The following is a 15,924-nucleotide window of genomic DNA, read 5'->3' on the forward strand; positions in this document are numbered from 1 at the left end:
ATTCTCTTGCCCGAACCGGGAAAATAAAAGGCAAGGGAAGGTTCGGCAGGGGAATAATTTATCCGGATGGTTTTGTTCCCTGACTGCGGGCGAAAGTTCACTCGTGACGCAACGCCTCGACCGGGTCCATCTGCGCGGCGCGGCGGGCGGGATAAATTCCGAAAATGACTCCGACGAACGCGGAAATCGTAAAGGCGACCAGCGGCGACCAGAAGGTGATGATCGTTTTCATGCCGGCGACGTGGCTGACGATGAACGGAATCGTAATGCCGAGCAGAACGCCGATGACGCCGCCCACCCCGGCCAGCAAAACGGTTTCAATCAAAAACTGGAGTACAATGTCCCGACGGCGCGCGCCCAAGGCGCGACGAATGCCAATTTCACGGGTGCGCTCAGTGACACTGGCCAGCATGATGTTCATGATGCCAATGCCGCCGACCAGCAGTGAAATCGCGGCAATCGAACCAAGCACGATATTGAAGATGCGCTTGGTTTCTTCGGCGCGCTTCAACAATTCCAATGGCACCACCACGTCGTAATCTTTCTTGCGATGATTGTGCTTCAACACCTGCTTGATCGCTTCGGCGACGGGGCGCACGCGGTCCAGCGCCTCAACTTTTACCGTCACTTCGTGCAGTTGCACCCGTTCCGCCTCAAAGCTGCCGCTGCGCCGCCGGGCGAGGATTTCGCCGTAACGCATCCGGGCCGTTTCCAATGGGATAAACATCCGATGGTTGGCCAGTTTTTCGGTCGCCTCGCCGCCGGAAGCCTCGGTGGGAGTGGTCACCGGCGACATGATTCCGATCACCTGGTAGTAATCGCCACCAACGCGCACATGCCGGCCCAGCGGTGATTCCAGAGGGAACAGCGCGCGCACCAGACCCGCCCCCAGCACGCAAACACTGGCCTGGCGGTCCATGTCGAGATCATTGAAAAATCGCCCGACGGATACCTGCTGGTTGCGCATTTGTGGATACCACGGAACGGTGCCCACGATTTCGCAATCTACTCTCCGACTGGTGTTCCAGACGTAATCGCGGATGTTGCGCTCCGGCAACACCACCATGACGCCGGGAATCGTGGCGCGGATTTGTTTGGCGTCGGTGTAGGTCAGTCCGTATTGCAGCACATAACTTTGCGATGCCTTGTCGGAGACTTTTTGTTCCTCGGGCGGCTTGATGCTGCGCAGAATAATATTCTGACTACCCAGGCTTTTGATCTGCTCCTGCGCGTTGAAACTCGCCCCCTCACCGATCGCGAGCATGGCGATGACGGAGCACACGCCGAAAACAATACCCAATACCGTCAACAGCGAACGCAACCGATGCAGCCAAAGGCTCTTGAACCCCAGTCGCACGCTGCGGCGCAAATGCTCGGCGGTCAGTCCGGCGAAAACCGGGCGAGCGGTACTGGAATTATTGGCGGACATCACTTTCAATTTCTCCATCTCGCAGGCGGAGCGCGCGCCGGGAACGCTGCCCCACGCTGGTGTCATGCGTGACCAGAATCAGCGTCTTTCCGGCGGCATTAAGCTCGTCGAACAATTTCAAAATCTCCGTTCCCGAAGTCGAATCGAGATTGCCGGTGGGTTCATCAGCCAGAATCACCAATGGATCATTAACCAGCGCCCGCGCGATGGCGACGCGCTGTTGTTGCCCGCCGGAAAGCTCAAAGGGCTTGTGCTCCAGCCGATGTTCCAAACCCACGCGCGCGGCAAACGCCCGAGCTTTGACGCGGCTCTCACTTTCAGAAAGTCCTTGGTAATACAGTGGGATTTCAATGTTTTCAACCACGGTGAGCTGTTGAATCAAATTGTAGGACTGGAAGACGAACCCCAGTCGCGCGCCACGAATTGAAGACAGATCGTCGTCGTTCATCTGCGACACGTCGGCATCGCCAAGTAGATAGCGTCCCGCAGTCGGGCGATCGAGACAGCCCAGCAGGTTCAACAACGTGGATTTGCCGCAACCCGACGGCCCCATGATGCTGAGATATTCGCCGGCGTTGATTTGGAAATTGATGTCGCGCAACGCGGGGACGGTGACCGGGCCCATCTGGTAGGTCTTGCAGACGTTTTCAAATCGCACGATGGGCTGATCGGGCTGGTCCATGCGGATCAGGCTTTGGTGGGTTTGACTGGAACTTCCGCAGCCCGGTCCGCCGCGCCCGGCTCACTTGCGGGAGCGTCAGGCGGTTGCGGCCCGATCGCACCAGGCGTGGTCAGTTGCCCTTCCGGCGGACTGAGCAATACTTTTTCGCCAAGCGCCAAACCTTTTTTAATTTCGATGAACTCGTCATTGAAGTCGCCGATCTCGACCTCGCGCCGCTCCGGTTTGAACGCGCCGGCGACATAACACACTTGCTTGCCGTTATCCGGAATGATGGCTTGCACCGGCACATAAACGACGTCGGCGAGGTGGTTGACAAAAATCTCCACCTTGGCGCTCATCCCCGGTTTGACCCAATCGTGCGAGCCGTCAATTTCGACGGTGGTCAAATACACTTTCAGATCGGGGTTCATCCATCGGTTTTGCGAATCCGGTAACACCGCCACTTTGGTCACTTCGCCGGTCAGAACTTCATCTGGAAACGCGTCCACGGTGATTTTGGCTTTCAACCCCTTCTTGATTTTTTTGATGTAGCTCTCGTGGATTTTTACGTTGACCGCCATACGGGTGAGATCCGGGATGGTGATGATGGCCTGCCGCTCGCGCACGGTGGCACCTTCACGAATCGGCTCCTGATTGCCATAAAAAACCTCCTGATCGCGACCACTTCCGTACACCACCAACCCCTGGCGTTCCGCGCGCATCGTGCATTTTTCAAGTTGTTCCTGGAGATCGTGGCGCTGCCGCGATTGGACGTCATACTGGCCCTTGGCCGAGTTCAATTTCGCCCGGGCCTGGGCCAGTTTGGAAATGGCCACCCGTCGCGCCTTGTCCAGCTCCCGGGCGGCTTCCGCAAACGCGGACATGGACTGCTCCGCGGATTTCACAAATTCGTACTTTAGATAAAGCGCTTGGGCCGTCTCCGCGCTCTGCACTTTCAACCGCGCGCTTTCAAAGGAAATTTCGTCACGCGTCACCTCGGTCTGCGGCACGAAGCCCTTGGCGAACAACCGCCGCGTGCCTTCCAAAGTGGTGCTGGCCTGGCCGCCTTCTTTTTGCGCCACCCGCAAGTCATCTTCCAATTGCCGGAGTTTTTGTTTGGCCTCGCCGTCACCGAGAATTTCGATGTCGGCATACTTCATAAAATCAATCCGCGGCAGCTTTATCATTGGGGACTCGATCGGTTCTTCGGTTGGCTCGGACGACGGCGGATTTCGAGTCGCAGCCAATGGCGCGGCAATTTCCGGCGTCAACGCCACCGGTAATCCGCCCGCCGCCGGCATCACTTGGGGCGCGGCCTTGCGTGGCTCGCCGGGAGTCATTGATATGGCTGGCGCGTCTGGCGGCACGGCTGGTTCTGCGACCTTGGTTGTGGTCAAGTCGTTGGTGCTGATTTGCTCCAAATAGTGATCCAGTCCCAACTCTGTGATGATTTGCTCGGTTACCCGGTCGCCCAGGAATTTGTCAAAATCCATCCGGGCGAAGCGCGCCTTTTGTTCCGCCGCTTTCACGTCGCTCTGATTCTGGCTGATCTGGATCTCGTAATTTTGTTCGGCATCGGTCAGACTGGCGGCGGCGGATTGATACTGAATTTCTTGCTGAACAATTTGTTTCTGCAAATCGGAGGAATCCAGTTCACACAACACTTTTCCATTTTTCACATCGGCTTCCGTGACCAGATAACCTTCATCCACGATCTTCAGAATTTTTGTGCCTTGATAGCCCACCCGCACCTCGCACTTGAGTTCTTGAAATTCCAAAGCTTGCAAGCTGCCGCCTTCCAGCACCGTGATATCCAGCGGCCCGCGCCGCGCGGTAAAAGTCGGGGCGTTGTGACTCGTCTGGTTGCCGTGGCTCCACCAAAACAGCCCCACGAGCAGCGCCACCAGCAGCCCCCATAACCAACGATGGCGCGCGGGATGAACCGCACGCCAGATTTCATTCAATTTTTTCATTTGGGTTCTCCTCCCATTGTCCGTTGTCCTTGATGTACAAAATACCCATGTTGTTCCAGAACTGCAGTCGGGCGATGGTATGCGTGACCAACGCCCGCGTGCGCTCGTTCTTGGAATCAATCAGCGCATTTTGTGCGTCCACCTGATCCTGCGCCTTGGCACGACCCACTTCCGCCAATAAATCCTGCTCCTCGACGCGCCGCTCGGCGAGCTTCACGCCGATCTCGCTGATCTCGAAACTGCGCTTGGCCTGATCCAGTGTGCGCCAACTTTCGCGCACCTGGAGTTTGATTTGATCCTCCTGTTGCGCCACCGCGCGCGACGCGCGCTCCCGGTTGATCAAGGCGCCGCGATAAGAGTTGCGCTCCGCCTTGCGATCCAAACCCGGGTCCAATTGCAGACCGGCGTTCCAGCGATACCGGTCCCACTCGGGAAACTCGAAGTGCCCATTCTTGCCGGGGTTGCTGTCCACCGCGACGGCGGCGGTCAAATCGAGCCGGGGGCGCAACATATTTTCCGCCAGCTCCACCTTGCGTTGTGCATCGTCAAATTCGTCCTTGAAATTAAGGAAATCCAGCCGCCCCGCGAGTGCGACCGCAATGGAATCTTCCACGCTGAGGTCGGGATGACGCACGGTCAACGCTTCCAGCTCATGGTCATCAAGAACGATGTTGGCTTCCACGCTCAAGCCGAGCTGAAATTTGAAATTATCGAGCGATTGCTGGTAATTGCGGACGGCGTTCACCCAGACACTTTCGGCGCTCAGTTCCTGCTGCTCGTAACGCCCCAGGTCGGCGGTGGTGATGCGGCCTTCCTGCACCATGGCCCGGGTGCGCTCGGCATTCTTCCGGGAGCTGCCCAAATTGAGAAAACTGTTGCGCGCCTGATCGCGATTCCCCAGCACCCCATAGTAAGCCGTGGCGATCTGCACGCTGAAATCCTTTCGGAATTGCGCGAAGTCCCGCATGTCGTAAAGCACCTGGCGCTCGGTTTGGATCAACGCCTCCTGTTCCTGCTTGAACGCCGCGTCACGCAGCAACGGACGCAGAAAGGTCGCGCTTAGTTGAGAGGACGACGTGACGCGCGAATCGCCGGTCACGTAGCGCAGAATATCCCCGGTGAAAGCGGTGGTGACGCGGCCCAAATCGCGAATCAGCCAACTGGCATTCACCATCCCGGACCCGCTGACGTGATGGGTTTCAACCAGATTGTCACTGGTGATGACCGTGGGATTTCCAGTGATCGGATCAATACCCACGGCCGTTGCCTGCGCGGTTTGCACGGCATAAGTAGCGCTGCCGTTGCCGGAAAAAATCGGGACAAAATTATGCCGTGTGAGCGTCAGGGCGAGCGCGGACAGATAAAGCTGTTCCTTGCGGTTTTGATAAGTTCGGCTGTGATGCACGGCAAGGTCCAACGCATCCTCCAGACGAAGGATGTGCGCGTTTTGCTCGCGGGCACTGTCGGGACCGAGATAATTCGCCGCGTGGGCCACCGTTGGGTAGGCTTCCAGCGAAATCTGATTCGTCTGCGTGATGGAGAAGTGGCCGTCCATGTTGCGAACTGATGGCGTTTTGTCCGCGATGACTTGATAAGCTTCGCGATCCGCCGAGCGGCGGTAATAACCGTTGGTGCAGCCAGCCAATAACAGCGCCAAGAGGCTGCTGATATATTTACCGCCGCTAAAAGTCCGGTTCATGTCTATGAATCGCATTTTCGACCCAGTAATTGCGCTGGCGTTCATTTTCCGTGTTCAGCGGAAGCGTTCGTCCTGCGGATTTTAACCCCGCCACTGCCGTCTGGCACACGTATCTGCGTCGCGATTCTCGTCATTAGCAATTTGGAATCGCCATTATTCGACCCCGCAAAATCAAAAAGGTCACGCACAAATTCGTGGAAATCAGCGAACCCAACGACGGCAGGTAAATTTTTGTGATGAATTGAAGGCAATCAAGCCTCATCCACGGCAAAGAGTGCGGTGTCACCCACACCTTTGGGAACGTCCCGAGCAAACTTGGGCGTGTTGGCAACAAAAGATTGACGGAAAAGTCTGGCAATTCCGGGCGGCCACAGGTGAATATCAACGCCATGAGCACACGCAAAAAATCCCAATCCCCTCAAACCGCTGCCGCCATCAGTCGGCGCACGTTTCTTGCCGGTACCGGCGCATCCGTGCTGGCGTTCACGGTGGTTCGACCACAAATAGTCCGCGGCGCAGAAGCAAACGATAAAATCGCCATCGGGTTGATCGGTTGTGGCGGGCGCGGGCGATGGATTGCCAACTTGTTTCAAAAACACGGCGGCTACCAATTGGTAGCGGCAGCGGATTATTTTCAGGATCAGGTGGACGCCGTCGGGGAACAATTCCAACTGCCAGCGAATCGGCGTTTCACCGGGCTTTCCGGTTATCGCCGGCTGTTGGAACAAAAACTGGATGCCGTCGTAATCGAAAGTCCGCCGTATTTCCACCCCGAACAGGCGGCAGCCGCAGTGGCCGCGGGGAAGCACGTTTATCTGGCCAAGCCAGTCGCGGTGGATGTGCCGGGTTGCCTGACCATTGAAGATTGTGGCCGTCAGGCGACGGCAAAAAAACTCTGCTTTCTCGTGGATTTTCAGACCCGCGCCAACCAGCTCTATCAGGACGCGGCCAAACGAGTGCAGGCAGGTGAGTTGGGGAAAATTGCGCTGGTCGAGGCGAACTATCAGTGTGGCCCAACATTTACGGAGCGGGACCGGTTGCTGCGCGCAAATCCCAATAACCCCGAAGTCCGTCTCCGCGCGTGGGGAGTGGATCCGATTTATTCAGGCGAGGTGATCGTGGAGCAAAACATTCATGCATTGGATGTGGCGTGCTGGATGTTGAATGCTCATCCGATCAGCGCCTTCGGCACCGGTGGTCGGGTGCGGGAATTCGTTGGGGCCTGTCTGGATCATTACGCGGTGGTATTTCAGTTTCCTGATGGTGTCATCACCAGCTTCAACTCCCACCAATACGGATTCGCCTACGACGATATTCTGTGCCGGGTGTACGGATTGACCGGCACGGTGGATACGCACTACTTCGGCAAAGTGACGTTCAAGTCCACGGAGTTTTCCAGTTCGGGCGAGGTCGGGAATCTCTACCAGACCGGCGCGGAGGCCAACATCGCCACGTTCCACGAACGGATTCGCAAAGGCGAACACGACAACCCGACGGTGGCGGAAAGTGTACGCAGCACCCTGACCGCGATTCTGGGTCGCACGGCCGCCTATCAAAAGGGTGCGTACGCCACCTGGCAGGACATGATGCGCAAGCAGGAAAAATTCGAGGCAGATCTTAAAGGTTTGAAAGCCTGAGCCAAAAGCGTGTATGCACCACCAGGAAACCCATTTCCAGTTGACGCGCCGGCAAATGTTCCGTCGCGCGGCCATGGTTGTCGGCGGGCTGGCGCTTACGCCAAGTTTCACGCAGCGGCTGACCGCCGCCGAGCGGCACCGAATTAAAATCGGCGCCTGCGATTGGTCCATTGGAAAACTGGCGGATCCGGGAGCGTTCGCCGTCGCGAAGGACATCGACTTGGACGGCGTGCAAGTGAGTCTCGGCACGCTGGCGAACGACATGCACCTGCGCCGTGCCGAAGTGCAAGAACAGTACAAGGCGGCGGCGCGGGCGAGCGGGGTGGAGATCGCCTCGCTGGCCATTGGCGAGTTGAACGAAGTGCCGTACAAACGCGATCCGCGCACCGTGGCGTGGGTCAGTGACGCCATTGACGTTTGCACCACATTGGGAGTGCGCGTGGTTTTGTTGGCATTTTTTGGCGCGGGTGATTTACGCGACGACCCGTCGGGAGTGGATGAGGTCGTGCGGCGACTCAAGGCGGTCGCACCGAAAGCCGAAAAAGCCGGCGTCATTCTTGGTCTCGAAAGCTGGCTGAGCGCCGAGGCGCATGAGAAAATCATGGACCGCGTGGGCTCGCCAGCCGTGCAGGTCTATTACGACGTCTGCAACTCGAATGATCGGGGCTATGACATTTACGCGGAAATTCGTCGGCTCGGGAAGCGGATCTGTGAAGTACACGCCAAGGAAAACGGTGCATTACTTGGCCAAGGTAAAGTCAACTTTCCCAAAGTGCGCGCAGCACTCGACGCAATCGGCTATTCAGGTTGGATTCAGATCGAAGGTGCCGTACCACCAGGCAAGCCGATGCTGGAAAGTTACCGCGCGAATCGAGAGTTTCTGAGCCGGACCCTCGCCTAGCTGCTGGCGACCGATGTTCGGTTACCAGGGATGCACCCGAAACTGCTCCGCTGCCAATACGCCGCCCGTGAACCGGTCCCGGCACGCGCTTCACCGACTATGCCGACGAACTGTTCAAGGGCTACGCCACTTTGTTGATTGAATAAATCCCACCACCAGGATCACGACGCCCACCGCTTTTCCTAAAATTGGTTTGGGGAAAAAGGAGAACACATTCGGACAGTTTTTGTCCCAGCGCTTCCGGCAAACTTGCGCTTGTGAACAAAATGTCATGGTCCGCGCGTGGCGCAGCGAGCAATCCGGCGAATCGTTTCGAGCCGATTCATCTGGAGCGCGACGCGGATTGGAATCCCGACGAGGACGCGCTGCCAACAACAAAATTTTTCCATGACCGTACCCAGACGATTCTCAATCGTAACGACAGCCCGGACATCGGCTTCACCTACAGCCTCAATCCCTATCGCGGTTGCGAGCACGGCTGCATTTACTGCTACGCGCGACCGTTCCACGAATATCTCGGTTTTTCCGCCGGACTGGATTTCGAGACGCGCATCATGGTGAAGACGGACGCGCCGCAATTGTTACGCGAAGAATTGTCATCACCCAAGTGGCAGCCGCAAACCATCGCCATGAGCGGCGTGACGGACTGCTATCAGCCCGTGGAGCGAAAATTGAAACTCACGCGTGGCTGTCTCGAAGTGCTGGCGGAATTTCGGCAACCCGTCGGCATCGTCACAAAAAACCAACTCATCACGCGCGACGTGGATTTGCTGGTCGAACTCGCGCGGCATCAGGCGGTGGTGGTGTGCGTTTCCGTGACCACGCTCGACACGGATTTGCGCAAAGTCATGGAGCCGCGCACCACGCCGCCCGCCGCGCGACTGGCGACGATTCGCAAACTGGCGGACGCGGGCGTGCCCGTGGGCGTGATGGTCGCACCGATGATTCCGGGGCTGACGGATCATGAGATTCCCAATCTTGTCGCGGCGGCGACGGATGCGGGCGCGAAATTTGTCGGTCACACCGTGCTGCGCCTGCCGTATGCGGTCGCGCCATTATTCGAGCAATGGTTGGAACGACATTTCCCCGATCGGAAAGAAAAAGTGCTCCACCGACTGCGGGCGCTACGCGGCGGAAAACTTTATGATGCGCGCTTCGGTCAGCGCATGACGGGTGAGGGTATTTTTGCGGCGCAAATCGAGCAGATGTTCAACGTCGCCTGCCGCCGTGCGGGCATCGCGGACAATCACGTTCAACTTTCCACAGCGGCATTCCGGCGCCCGGGGGGACGGCAGTTGAGCTTGTTTGAAACCGGTCCGGGTTGATCGGGGGCGATTTCAAAATTTAGAGCCGACTCACGTCGGCTGCTTCAGTTGGAGCGGGGCAGCGGGGCGGCAAGACAGAAAAAAGCTGGCAGGCCCGAAGACCTGCCAGCTCTGAGAGAACTAAACCGATTTAGTAAACGCGGGTTGATTCTTCCGCCGTCGTCGGGGCCGGGATGTCGGTGGACGTGCGGATGAATTTCACGCGTGCGTCACCCACTTTGGCGCCCTTGGCCTTGACGTGGAATTCGAACACACCCTTCGGTGCGAGGCGCGGATACGCCGGGAAGACCACGCGTTGACCTTGAACTTGGCCGCCGTTGTCGGCGCTCACCGGAGTCAGGTATTCAGGGAACTCAACCACCACCTTGATGTTGGTGTCATCCGTTGAACCCTGGTTGGTCACGCGGACATAATAGGTGGTCTCTTCGCCGATTTGGATCGGGTCAGGATTGTCACCTTTCTCCAGCAACAAGGCCGAGACGCCCACCACTCTGGTTTGGCAACTGGAAGCCACTTGCGCGGCGCAGGTGCCGCGGACGGCGCTGTTGAAGCTGTAAGTGCCAGCCGCAGCGCTGGTGAACGTGGCGCGAACTTCGCGCTGCGCGTCCACGGGCAGCGAACCGAGATCCCAAACCACATTGTTGCCAGAGACGCGGCCACCCGCCGTGGCGGAGCTGAACGTCGCACCAGCGGGAATCGCCAGCACGGCTTGAGCTCCGGCGGCAGCGGTGTCGCCCTTGTTCACGATCGTCAGATCAACATTGTAGGGTCGGCCGATGTATTGCTGTTCGTTGGCTTTGCAGGCAATGGTCAGAACGGCCTGATGCACCGTCGTCGAGGCGGTCGCCTTGGCGGTAACCCCTTGATCAGATGTAACCTCGGCGTTGTTCACGAATTTGCCGGTCTTGGAAGCCGTGGCATTAAACTTAAATTCTTTGCTTTGTCCGGGGGCCAGGGTGCCCGCGTCGAAGGTCAGGACATTCTTGCCTTCGCTGGCGAGACCTGCCGGGAGCGTGTCGGTTATCTTCACCCCGGTCAACTGGCTGCTACCCGAGTTCTTGACCACCAAGGTAACTGGGATCGGGTCGCAAATGGTCACTTCTTGCGGTTCAGTCTTGCTCAACTGAATGGCGGGATTGACCACGCGCGTTTCAGCGCAAGTGCGCGGATCGGCAGAAACGATGGCGCAGTTAACAATCGTGCCTTCTTTGCCAGCCTTGAGGACGAGCTTGATGGTACGGCTTTCGCCCGCATCAAAGTTCCCGAGCTTCCAGGTGAGTTGGCTGCCGTCAACGGTGGCGGCGGGTTCGCTGCGGACGTAGGTGACGCCTGCAGGAATCGTATCTTGCACAACCACATTACCGGCACAGGATTGAGCCGTGAGTTTAATTTCGGAGGTGAATTCCGCGCCGAGAACGACTTCTTTCGGCATGGTTTTCGCCATTTGAATGAGTCCCCGCGTTGCTTCGTTACAGGAAACTTGAGGTGCAGGTGCGGGTGCAGGGGCCGGAGCTGGCTCCACCACAACCGGTGCTGGGGCGGTTGTATTAGTTGATTGATGGTAGTGTGACGTTTGTTGACAGCCCGTAACCACCAAACTGGCGGCGAGAGCGAACAAACCCAATGATTTTAATTTCATAGTATATTTCGTTTCGAGGTTAAAAAACTGTGACCGTAAGTCTGTCCAATAAGCGGGCAAATTCTAGCTAATGTAAATAGGGGGTCAAGCGTTGAACTATCGAAAATTTACGGAATTCGAATCCGGAGTAATCACTGGCACACAAGCTGCGATTCGGTTTTGCCGCGTAATTGTGGCGCAAAGTTCAACACAAGGAGTAAAAATGAAGAAGTGGTTCAAAGTATTGATGGTCAGTTGCTTAATGACTTCCGGAGTAGCCTTTGGTGAAGAAACCAAAGCTGCCGACCAAAAATGGTTGGAAGTGGTCAAAAGCATGGTGTCTGAAGGTCAGTCAGTCGTGTCAACACCCAGCGAGGCGCGACTTAATCTGGTCAAGAACTGGAGTAAACAAAGTGGCTTCACCGCGAGCGTCACCAAAGAGCAAGCGGGTTATCGCATCGAAATTACCAAGGGATTCGCGCAAAAATAATGGCGCTGGAGGTTGGTGGGCATCGAATGCCTCCGCGTGCCGCGCGAGGCCACCTCACTCCACACCCCACGTTCTCATAGCCAAGGCCGCTGTAAACAGCGGGCGCGTTCACAAGGCTCGTTGCTCATCGCAACGAGCCTAATTTTTGCACGCGTCATACAGCAGTTTTATGGTCAGCCCCAATACCACGGTGATAAAAATCGGGCGAATGAATTTGGCCCCTCGCTGCACCACCATGCGACTGCCAATCCGCGCGCCAATGAGCTGGCCGAGACCCATGCAGCCTCCGGCAAGGTAGTTGACTTTCCCGGCCCATAGAAAAATCAGCATCGAGCCGACATTGCTGGTGAGATTCATGGCCTTCGTGTAAGCGGTGGCGCGCGCCAGGTTAAATCCCATGACCAGCACAAAGGCCACAGTCCAAAAAGTTCCCGTGCCCGGGCCAAAAAAGCCATCGTAACCTCCCAGCAGCAGACCGAAAATCAGGTCAAAATACGGGCGTGGCAAACGCGCCGGTATTTCCCGCGCGCCCAGATTGAGATTGCGCAAGGAATACACAGCGACGGCCAGCAAGAGCAGCGGGATGATGGCCTTGAGAAGGTCCGCTCCGATTTGCTGCACGGCCAGCGATCCAACGATGGCGCTGCCGAAGGTGATCAGCCCGCCGCGCCAGCAATCCCACACGTTCACGGTGCCGGCTTTTGCGTAATGCCACGTAGCGCTGGCTGCGCCGAACGTAGCCTGCAATTTGTTCGTGCCGAGCGCCACTTGGGGTTCGCAGCCCAAGGCGAGCAGCGTCGGCAGCGTGATTAATCCGCCGCCACCCGCAATCGCATCCACAAAGCCCGAAACCAAGCCAACGCCAAACAACAGTGGTAATTGCCACGCCAGATCGGTCTCAGAAAGCGAGCGGATCATTGCGGCAACGGATCCCCGACCCTCAATCCAATTCGGCGGCGTAGAGGTGGCGGAATTCGATCTTCATTTTCAAGCCGGGATGCACTTGCAACCCGAGCGGCGCGCCTCCCGGATAGCGCGGGTCCGTGTACTGACTGATTCGCTGACCGTTGCACCAGACGGTGAAAGTGTCGCCGCGCGCTTCAATCCGAAAGTGATTCCAATCCTCGGGTTTGAAAACCACTGCCAACCCCTTGGTGTGCCCCGCTTCCGGATAACCGACCTTGGTGTTGGTCGGCGATTTAGTGAGATAAAACGCGCCCGTCATATCCACCTTCAAGCTGCGCGAGATGCCAAACTGGACCTGCAACTCCGGTGCGCGCAGCATGACGCCACTGTCAATGTCACCCGACCAACGCGCCTCCAATTCCAAAACGAAATTGGTGTAACGCGACTCGGTGTAAATGACATTCCCGCGTAATGATTCATCGTTGGTCCCGATCAGAACGCCATCCCGCACCGTCCAGAAGGGATTGGGCTGCGGTGCCCGCCAGCCAGCGAGGTTGGTGCCGTTGAAAATCGGGGTGAGTTTTAGAGCGGTTGCATCAGCGGCGCACACTGCCGAGCCTGGAAAGCCGGCCAGCAAGCCGCCAAGGAGGAAGGGAGCAATAATTTTCATGGATATAGATTCAACAACGCAAACATTAAGATGGCCGAGGCCGTGCCGTCCATCGTGGGTTCGTTGGTGGAATAATCATGGACGTCATTGTGGTAAACCGCTTCACCTTGAAACGCCGCCAACGGATCGGGCTGCGTGATGCTGACGCCCTTGAGCGAGGAAAAAATGCGTTCATACACGGGGCCATCCACCAACCCCCCGCGCACCGGACGTTTAAGAATTTGCACCGTCATCAAATGAACGTCGGTGGGAAATACACTGCCGATCTCGGTGAACATGGTCGTGCCCCACGGATTGCGCCCCAGCAACCAGTCACATTGCTTGGTGGCGAACTGGCGATACTGCCGATCGCCGGTCATGCGTTCATATAGCAAGCATTGCGTCACGAGCGCGGTGAGCAGATTGTTCGAACACCAGATGAACGGCGCCCCGACGCGATAAGGATTTTTCTCCCCGGCGGCGACGCAACGTTCGATACCGGCGCGGTAATAACCCGCGAGCAACTTCTGAAACTCCGCGTCCACCAAGTCATGGAGCCGGAAGTGGCCGATGTTCATGAACGGATAATACTGGTAGTGCCCGGTCTGTTCCTTGCCCATCCAACCTTCATCCGCCGCGAGTTTCGCGTAACGTTTTGCGTCATCGAGAAACCGCTTTTCCTTCGTCACGCGATACAACTCCGCCGCGCCCCATTCCATGTCGTCGGCCCAGGTGGTTTCTTCGTAACGATACGGTGCGCCGTAGGAATTGCCCTGTTGCACACCTTCCTTGGCGCGACCAAGTTCATAGACTTCCAAACCGGCCTTGAGACAACGCGCGGCAAATTCCTTTTGCTGCGGATCGTTCTTCCAGATTTGATACGCAAGCGCCATCGCCGCCGCGTAACGCCCGGCAAGATTGGCGACACCAGTCGAGGCGCTTTGATAACTCTTCAACCCCTGCGGTTTGCCATCGGCGAAATAAACCGGGCGCGCGCCGCCTTTGCCCCAGCCGTAATCCACGGTTTCGTTTTGCGGCAACCGCCAGCCCGCGTGATCGCGATCATCGGCCACTTGATGATAAAGCTGGTCGGGCGCGGGATGCAGTTTGAGCATCCAGTCCAAACCCCAACGCGCCTCGTCGAGGATGTCGGGGATGCCATTTGTGCCGGGCAAACCAAGCGCGTTGACGTGAACCACTGGGTCATTGTGCAGGCGCGCATGATTGGCGCGATAACTCTCGGAATACCAATGTTTCGGACTGAGTTCATACGCGAGGAGCATTTGCGCGGTCGCGTTCCCGGAAGTGAGCAGGTATTGCAGCAAATCGCCCGCGTCGTGCCAGCCGCCAGTGGCGTCAATCGGCGTGCCGTTGGTCAATGGCCCGTACACCGTGCGTCCGTCGGCCTGATGACAATTCGTGTTCAGCCACGGATTGAAACCGCAACGTTGCTGGCGCATGAATTCCAGCAGGTGCGCCACCGACTCATAATCCGGCTCGCCGCTGATCCGCACCGGCAGAGAATGAGCCGGGCCGAGCTTCAATACAAACTGGCCCGGGGTATAAAACTTCGAGAAGTCCAGTTCCACATGGTTGGAAAATTGGCCCCACGTCGCGTTGGTGATGGGCTTGGTTTTGCCGTGAAACCAGACCTGATTGCTCGCCCCGACCACGGTGAAATCCTCCGGCATGGGCGCCCGGGAAAACGCAATGGCCGATTTCGCGCCGCCGCCGAAATAACCGACCTGATTCGCCCGGATATAAATCTCCTCTGCCGCCGCGGTCGCCAGACTCAGAGCCAGAATGATCAGCAGATGTTTCATATTATTTTTGCGGCGCGAGCAATTCATCCACGCGCACAAATTCGTAACCTTTGCCGGCCAGATAGTCGAGCAGTTCACCAAAGCGAGGATGAAATTTATCCGTGCGCCCCGGCCCACTGCCGAGATGCAACAGTAAAATGAACCCGTTCAGTCCATGCGGATCGGTCTGTTCCCGTTTGATGATGCTGTCAAAAATGGTTTGGGTTGAAACGAAATTCTGGTCGGCCTCGCCCGTGTAATCCGCATTGGACCGCGTGCCGGGCGTGTAATTGATGAGCGTGAAACCCTGTTCCCGCGCCCACGTTGCGATTTGTTGATTGTAATGCTCATAAGCCGGGATGAAGAAACGGCCCGGTCTGGCTTTAAGTTTCAATGCCTCGTATCGGGCGAAGTTGGCTTCAATGTCCGCGTGAAATTCATCACGAGAAACCAGGGTCTGGCGTTCCCGATCCCACGAGCAGAGCAACAGATGTTGATCCGAATGGACGCTGAAATAATGTCCGTCACGCGCCATCTGTTTGAGCCAGGGATGAAAGTTTGGATTGGCAATAAAATGGCCGGTGAGAAAAAACGAGGCGCGCGACCGATGCCTTTTCAACTCCGATAACACCGTGTCGCCGCCCTCCGCAAACTCGTGCGCCGTGAACGCCAGCGCGATAGCGCGGCGGGTTTGATCACCGCGAATGATGCCGCCATTTGACCACTCGCAACGCGCGGCGTCCACTTGAGGTGGCGTGGCGTTTCCCCGTTTTGGCGACTGACAGCCGCCCGCAAACAGCACGACGACACACCAGACCATTAGCCCGAATCGGC

13 protein-coding genes are annotated in these 15,924 nt (G+C 57.3%); 4 read left to right on the forward strand and 9 right to left on the reverse strand.

What is annotated here, in order from left to right:
* Nucleotides 1-97: 97 nt before the first annotated feature.
* The 4 genes from M9920_06755 to M9920_06770 are packed head-to-tail and all read right to left on the reverse strand — an operon-like array spanning nt 98 to nt 5,762.
* Nucleotides 98-1,429, reverse strand: a complete 1,332-nt coding sequence (locus M9920_06755) for an ABC transporter permease (GenBank protein MCO5051985.1) — start codon at nt 1,427-1,429, stop codon at nt 98-100.
* Complete coding sequence (locus tag M9920_06760; GenBank protein MCO5051986.1) at nt 1,416-2,111, reverse strand: ABC transporter ATP-binding protein; 696 nt, start codon at nt 2,109-2,111, stop codon at nt 1,416-1,418. Before M9920_06760 ends, M9920_06755 begins: the two co-directional genes overlap by 14 nt.
* A gap of 5 nt (nt 2,112-2,116) precedes the next feature.
* Nucleotides 2,117-4,063, reverse strand: a complete 1,947-nt coding sequence (locus M9920_06765; protein ID MCO5051987.1) for an efflux RND transporter periplasmic adaptor subunit — start codon at nt 4,061-4,063, stop codon at nt 2,117-2,119.
* On the reverse strand, nt 4,047-5,762 hold the full coding sequence (locus M9920_06770; protein ID MCO5051988.1) for a TolC family protein: 1,716 nt from the start codon (nt 5,760-5,762) through the stop codon (nt 4,047-4,049). Before M9920_06770 ends, M9920_06765 begins: the two co-directional genes overlap by 17 nt.
* A gap of 389 nt (nt 5,763-6,151) precedes the next feature.
* On the opposite strand from M9920_06770, the gene M9920_06775 reads away from it, so the two are divergent.
* From M9920_06775 to M9920_06785, 3 genes are all read left to right on the forward strand, one after another.
* Complete coding sequence (locus tag M9920_06775; GenBank protein MCO5051989.1) at nt 6,152-7,399, forward strand: Gfo/Idh/MocA family oxidoreductase; 1,248 nt, start codon at nt 6,152-6,154, stop codon at nt 7,397-7,399.
* Nucleotides 7,400-7,412: 13 nt separating this feature from the next.
* Nucleotides 7,413-8,300 carry a sugar phosphate isomerase/epimerase gene (locus tag M9920_06780; protein MCO5051990.1) on the forward strand — a complete coding sequence of 296 codons (888 nt, stop codon included), beginning with the start codon at nt 7,413-7,415 and terminating at the stop codon, nt 8,298-8,300.
* Nucleotides 8,301-8,566: 266 nt separating this feature from the next.
* Nucleotides 8,567-9,625 (forward strand): PA0069 family radical SAM protein, encoded by a 1,059-nt coding sequence (locus M9920_06785; GenBank protein ID MCO5051991.1) that lies wholly within the window; start codon nt 8,567-8,569, stop codon nt 9,623-9,625.
* A 130-nt stretch (nt 9,626-9,755) separates the two neighbouring features.
* On the opposite strand, the gene M9920_06790 is transcribed toward M9920_06785, so the two are convergent.
* Nucleotides 9,756-11,057, reverse strand: coding sequence for a hypothetical protein (locus M9920_06790; protein ID MCO5051992.1), 1,302 nt, complete (start codon nt 11,055-11,057; stop codon nt 9,756-9,758).
* A 298-nt stretch (nt 11,058-11,355) separates the two neighbouring features.
* Between M9920_06790 and M9920_06795 the strand changes: the two genes are divergently transcribed.
* Nucleotides 11,356-11,733, forward strand: coding sequence for a hypothetical protein (locus M9920_06795; protein MCO5051993.1), 378 nt, complete (start codon nt 11,356-11,358; stop codon nt 11,731-11,733).
* 138 nt (nt 11,734-11,871) lie between these two features.
* Here the strand turns inward: M9920_06795 and M9920_06800 are convergent, their stop codons facing one another.
* The 4 genes from M9920_06800 to M9920_06815 are packed head-to-tail and all read right to left on the reverse strand — an operon-like array spanning nt 11,872 to nt 15,910.
* The gene (locus tag M9920_06800) at nt 11,872-12,651 is read right to left on the reverse strand and encodes a TSUP family transporter (GenBank protein ID MCO5051994.1); all 780 of its coding nucleotides are present in this window, start codon (nt 12,649-12,651) and stop codon (nt 11,872-11,874) included.
* A 22-nt stretch (nt 12,652-12,673) separates the two neighbouring features.
* The gene (locus M9920_06805; protein MCO5051995.1) at nt 12,674-13,309 is read right to left on the reverse strand and encodes a DUF1080 domain-containing protein; all 636 of its coding nucleotides are present in this window, start codon (nt 13,307-13,309) and stop codon (nt 12,674-12,676) included.
* Nucleotides 13,306-15,111, reverse strand: coding sequence for a glycoside hydrolase family 9 protein (locus M9920_06810; protein ID MCO5051996.1), 1,806 nt, complete (start codon nt 15,109-15,111; stop codon nt 13,306-13,308). Before M9920_06810 ends, M9920_06805 begins: the two co-directional genes overlap by 4 nt.
* A gap of 1 nt (nt 15,112) precedes the next feature.
* The gene (locus M9920_06815) at nt 15,113-15,910 is read right to left on the reverse strand and encodes a polysaccharide deacetylase family protein (GenBank protein ID MCO5051997.1); all 798 of its coding nucleotides are present in this window, start codon (nt 15,908-15,910) and stop codon (nt 15,113-15,115) included.
* Nucleotides 15,911-15,924: the final 14 nt, after the last annotated feature.

The sequence above is a fragment of the Verrucomicrobiia bacterium genome, from assembly GCA_023953615.1.
Classification (GTDB): domain Bacteria; phylum Verrucomicrobiota; class Verrucomicrobiia; order Limisphaerales; family JADLHS01; genus JADLHS01.

Coding starts and splice junctions, on each gene's coding strand:
- M9920_06755 (MCO5051985.1), bottom strand. CDS start 1,429: ATGTCCGCCAATAATTCCAGTACCGCTCGCCCGGTTTTCGCCGGACTG.
- M9920_06760 (MCO5051986.1), bottom strand. CDS start 2,111: ATGGACCAGCCCGATCAGCCCATCGTGCGATTTGAAAACGTCTGCAAG.
- M9920_06765 (MCO5051987.1), bottom strand. CDS start 4,063: ATGAAAAAATTGAATGAAATCTGGCGTGCGGTTCATCCCGCGCGCCAT.
- M9920_06770 (MCO5051988.1), bottom strand. CDS start 5,762: ATGAACCGGACTTTTAGCGGCGGTAAATATATCAGCAGCCTCTTGGCG.
- M9920_06775 (MCO5051989.1), top strand. CDS start 6,152: ATGAGCACACGCAAAAAATCCCAATCCCCTCAAACCGCTGCCGCCATC.
- M9920_06780 (MCO5051990.1), top strand. CDS start 7,413: ATGCACCACCAGGAAACCCATTTCCAGTTGACGCGCCGGCAAATGTTC.
- M9920_06785 (MCO5051991.1), top strand. CDS start 8,567: ATGTCATGGTCCGCGCGTGGCGCAGCGAGCAATCCGGCGAATCGTTTC.
- M9920_06790 (MCO5051992.1), bottom strand. CDS start 11,057: ATGCCGAAAGAAGTCGTTCTCGGCGCGGAATTCACCTCCGAAATTAAA.
- M9920_06800 (MCO5051994.1), bottom strand. CDS start 12,651: ATGATCCGCTCGCTTTCTGAGACCGATCTGGCGTGGCAATTACCACTG.
- M9920_06805 (MCO5051995.1), bottom strand. CDS start 13,309: ATGAAAATTATTGCTCCCTTCCTCCTTGGCGGCTTGCTGGCCGGCTTT.
- M9920_06810 (MCO5051996.1), bottom strand. CDS start 15,111: ATGAAACATCTGCTGATCATTCTGGCTCTGAGTCTGGCGACCGCGGCG.
- M9920_06815 (MCO5051997.1), bottom strand. CDS start 15,910: ATGGTCTGGTGTGTCGTCGTGCTGTTTGCGGGCGGCTGTCAGTCGCCA.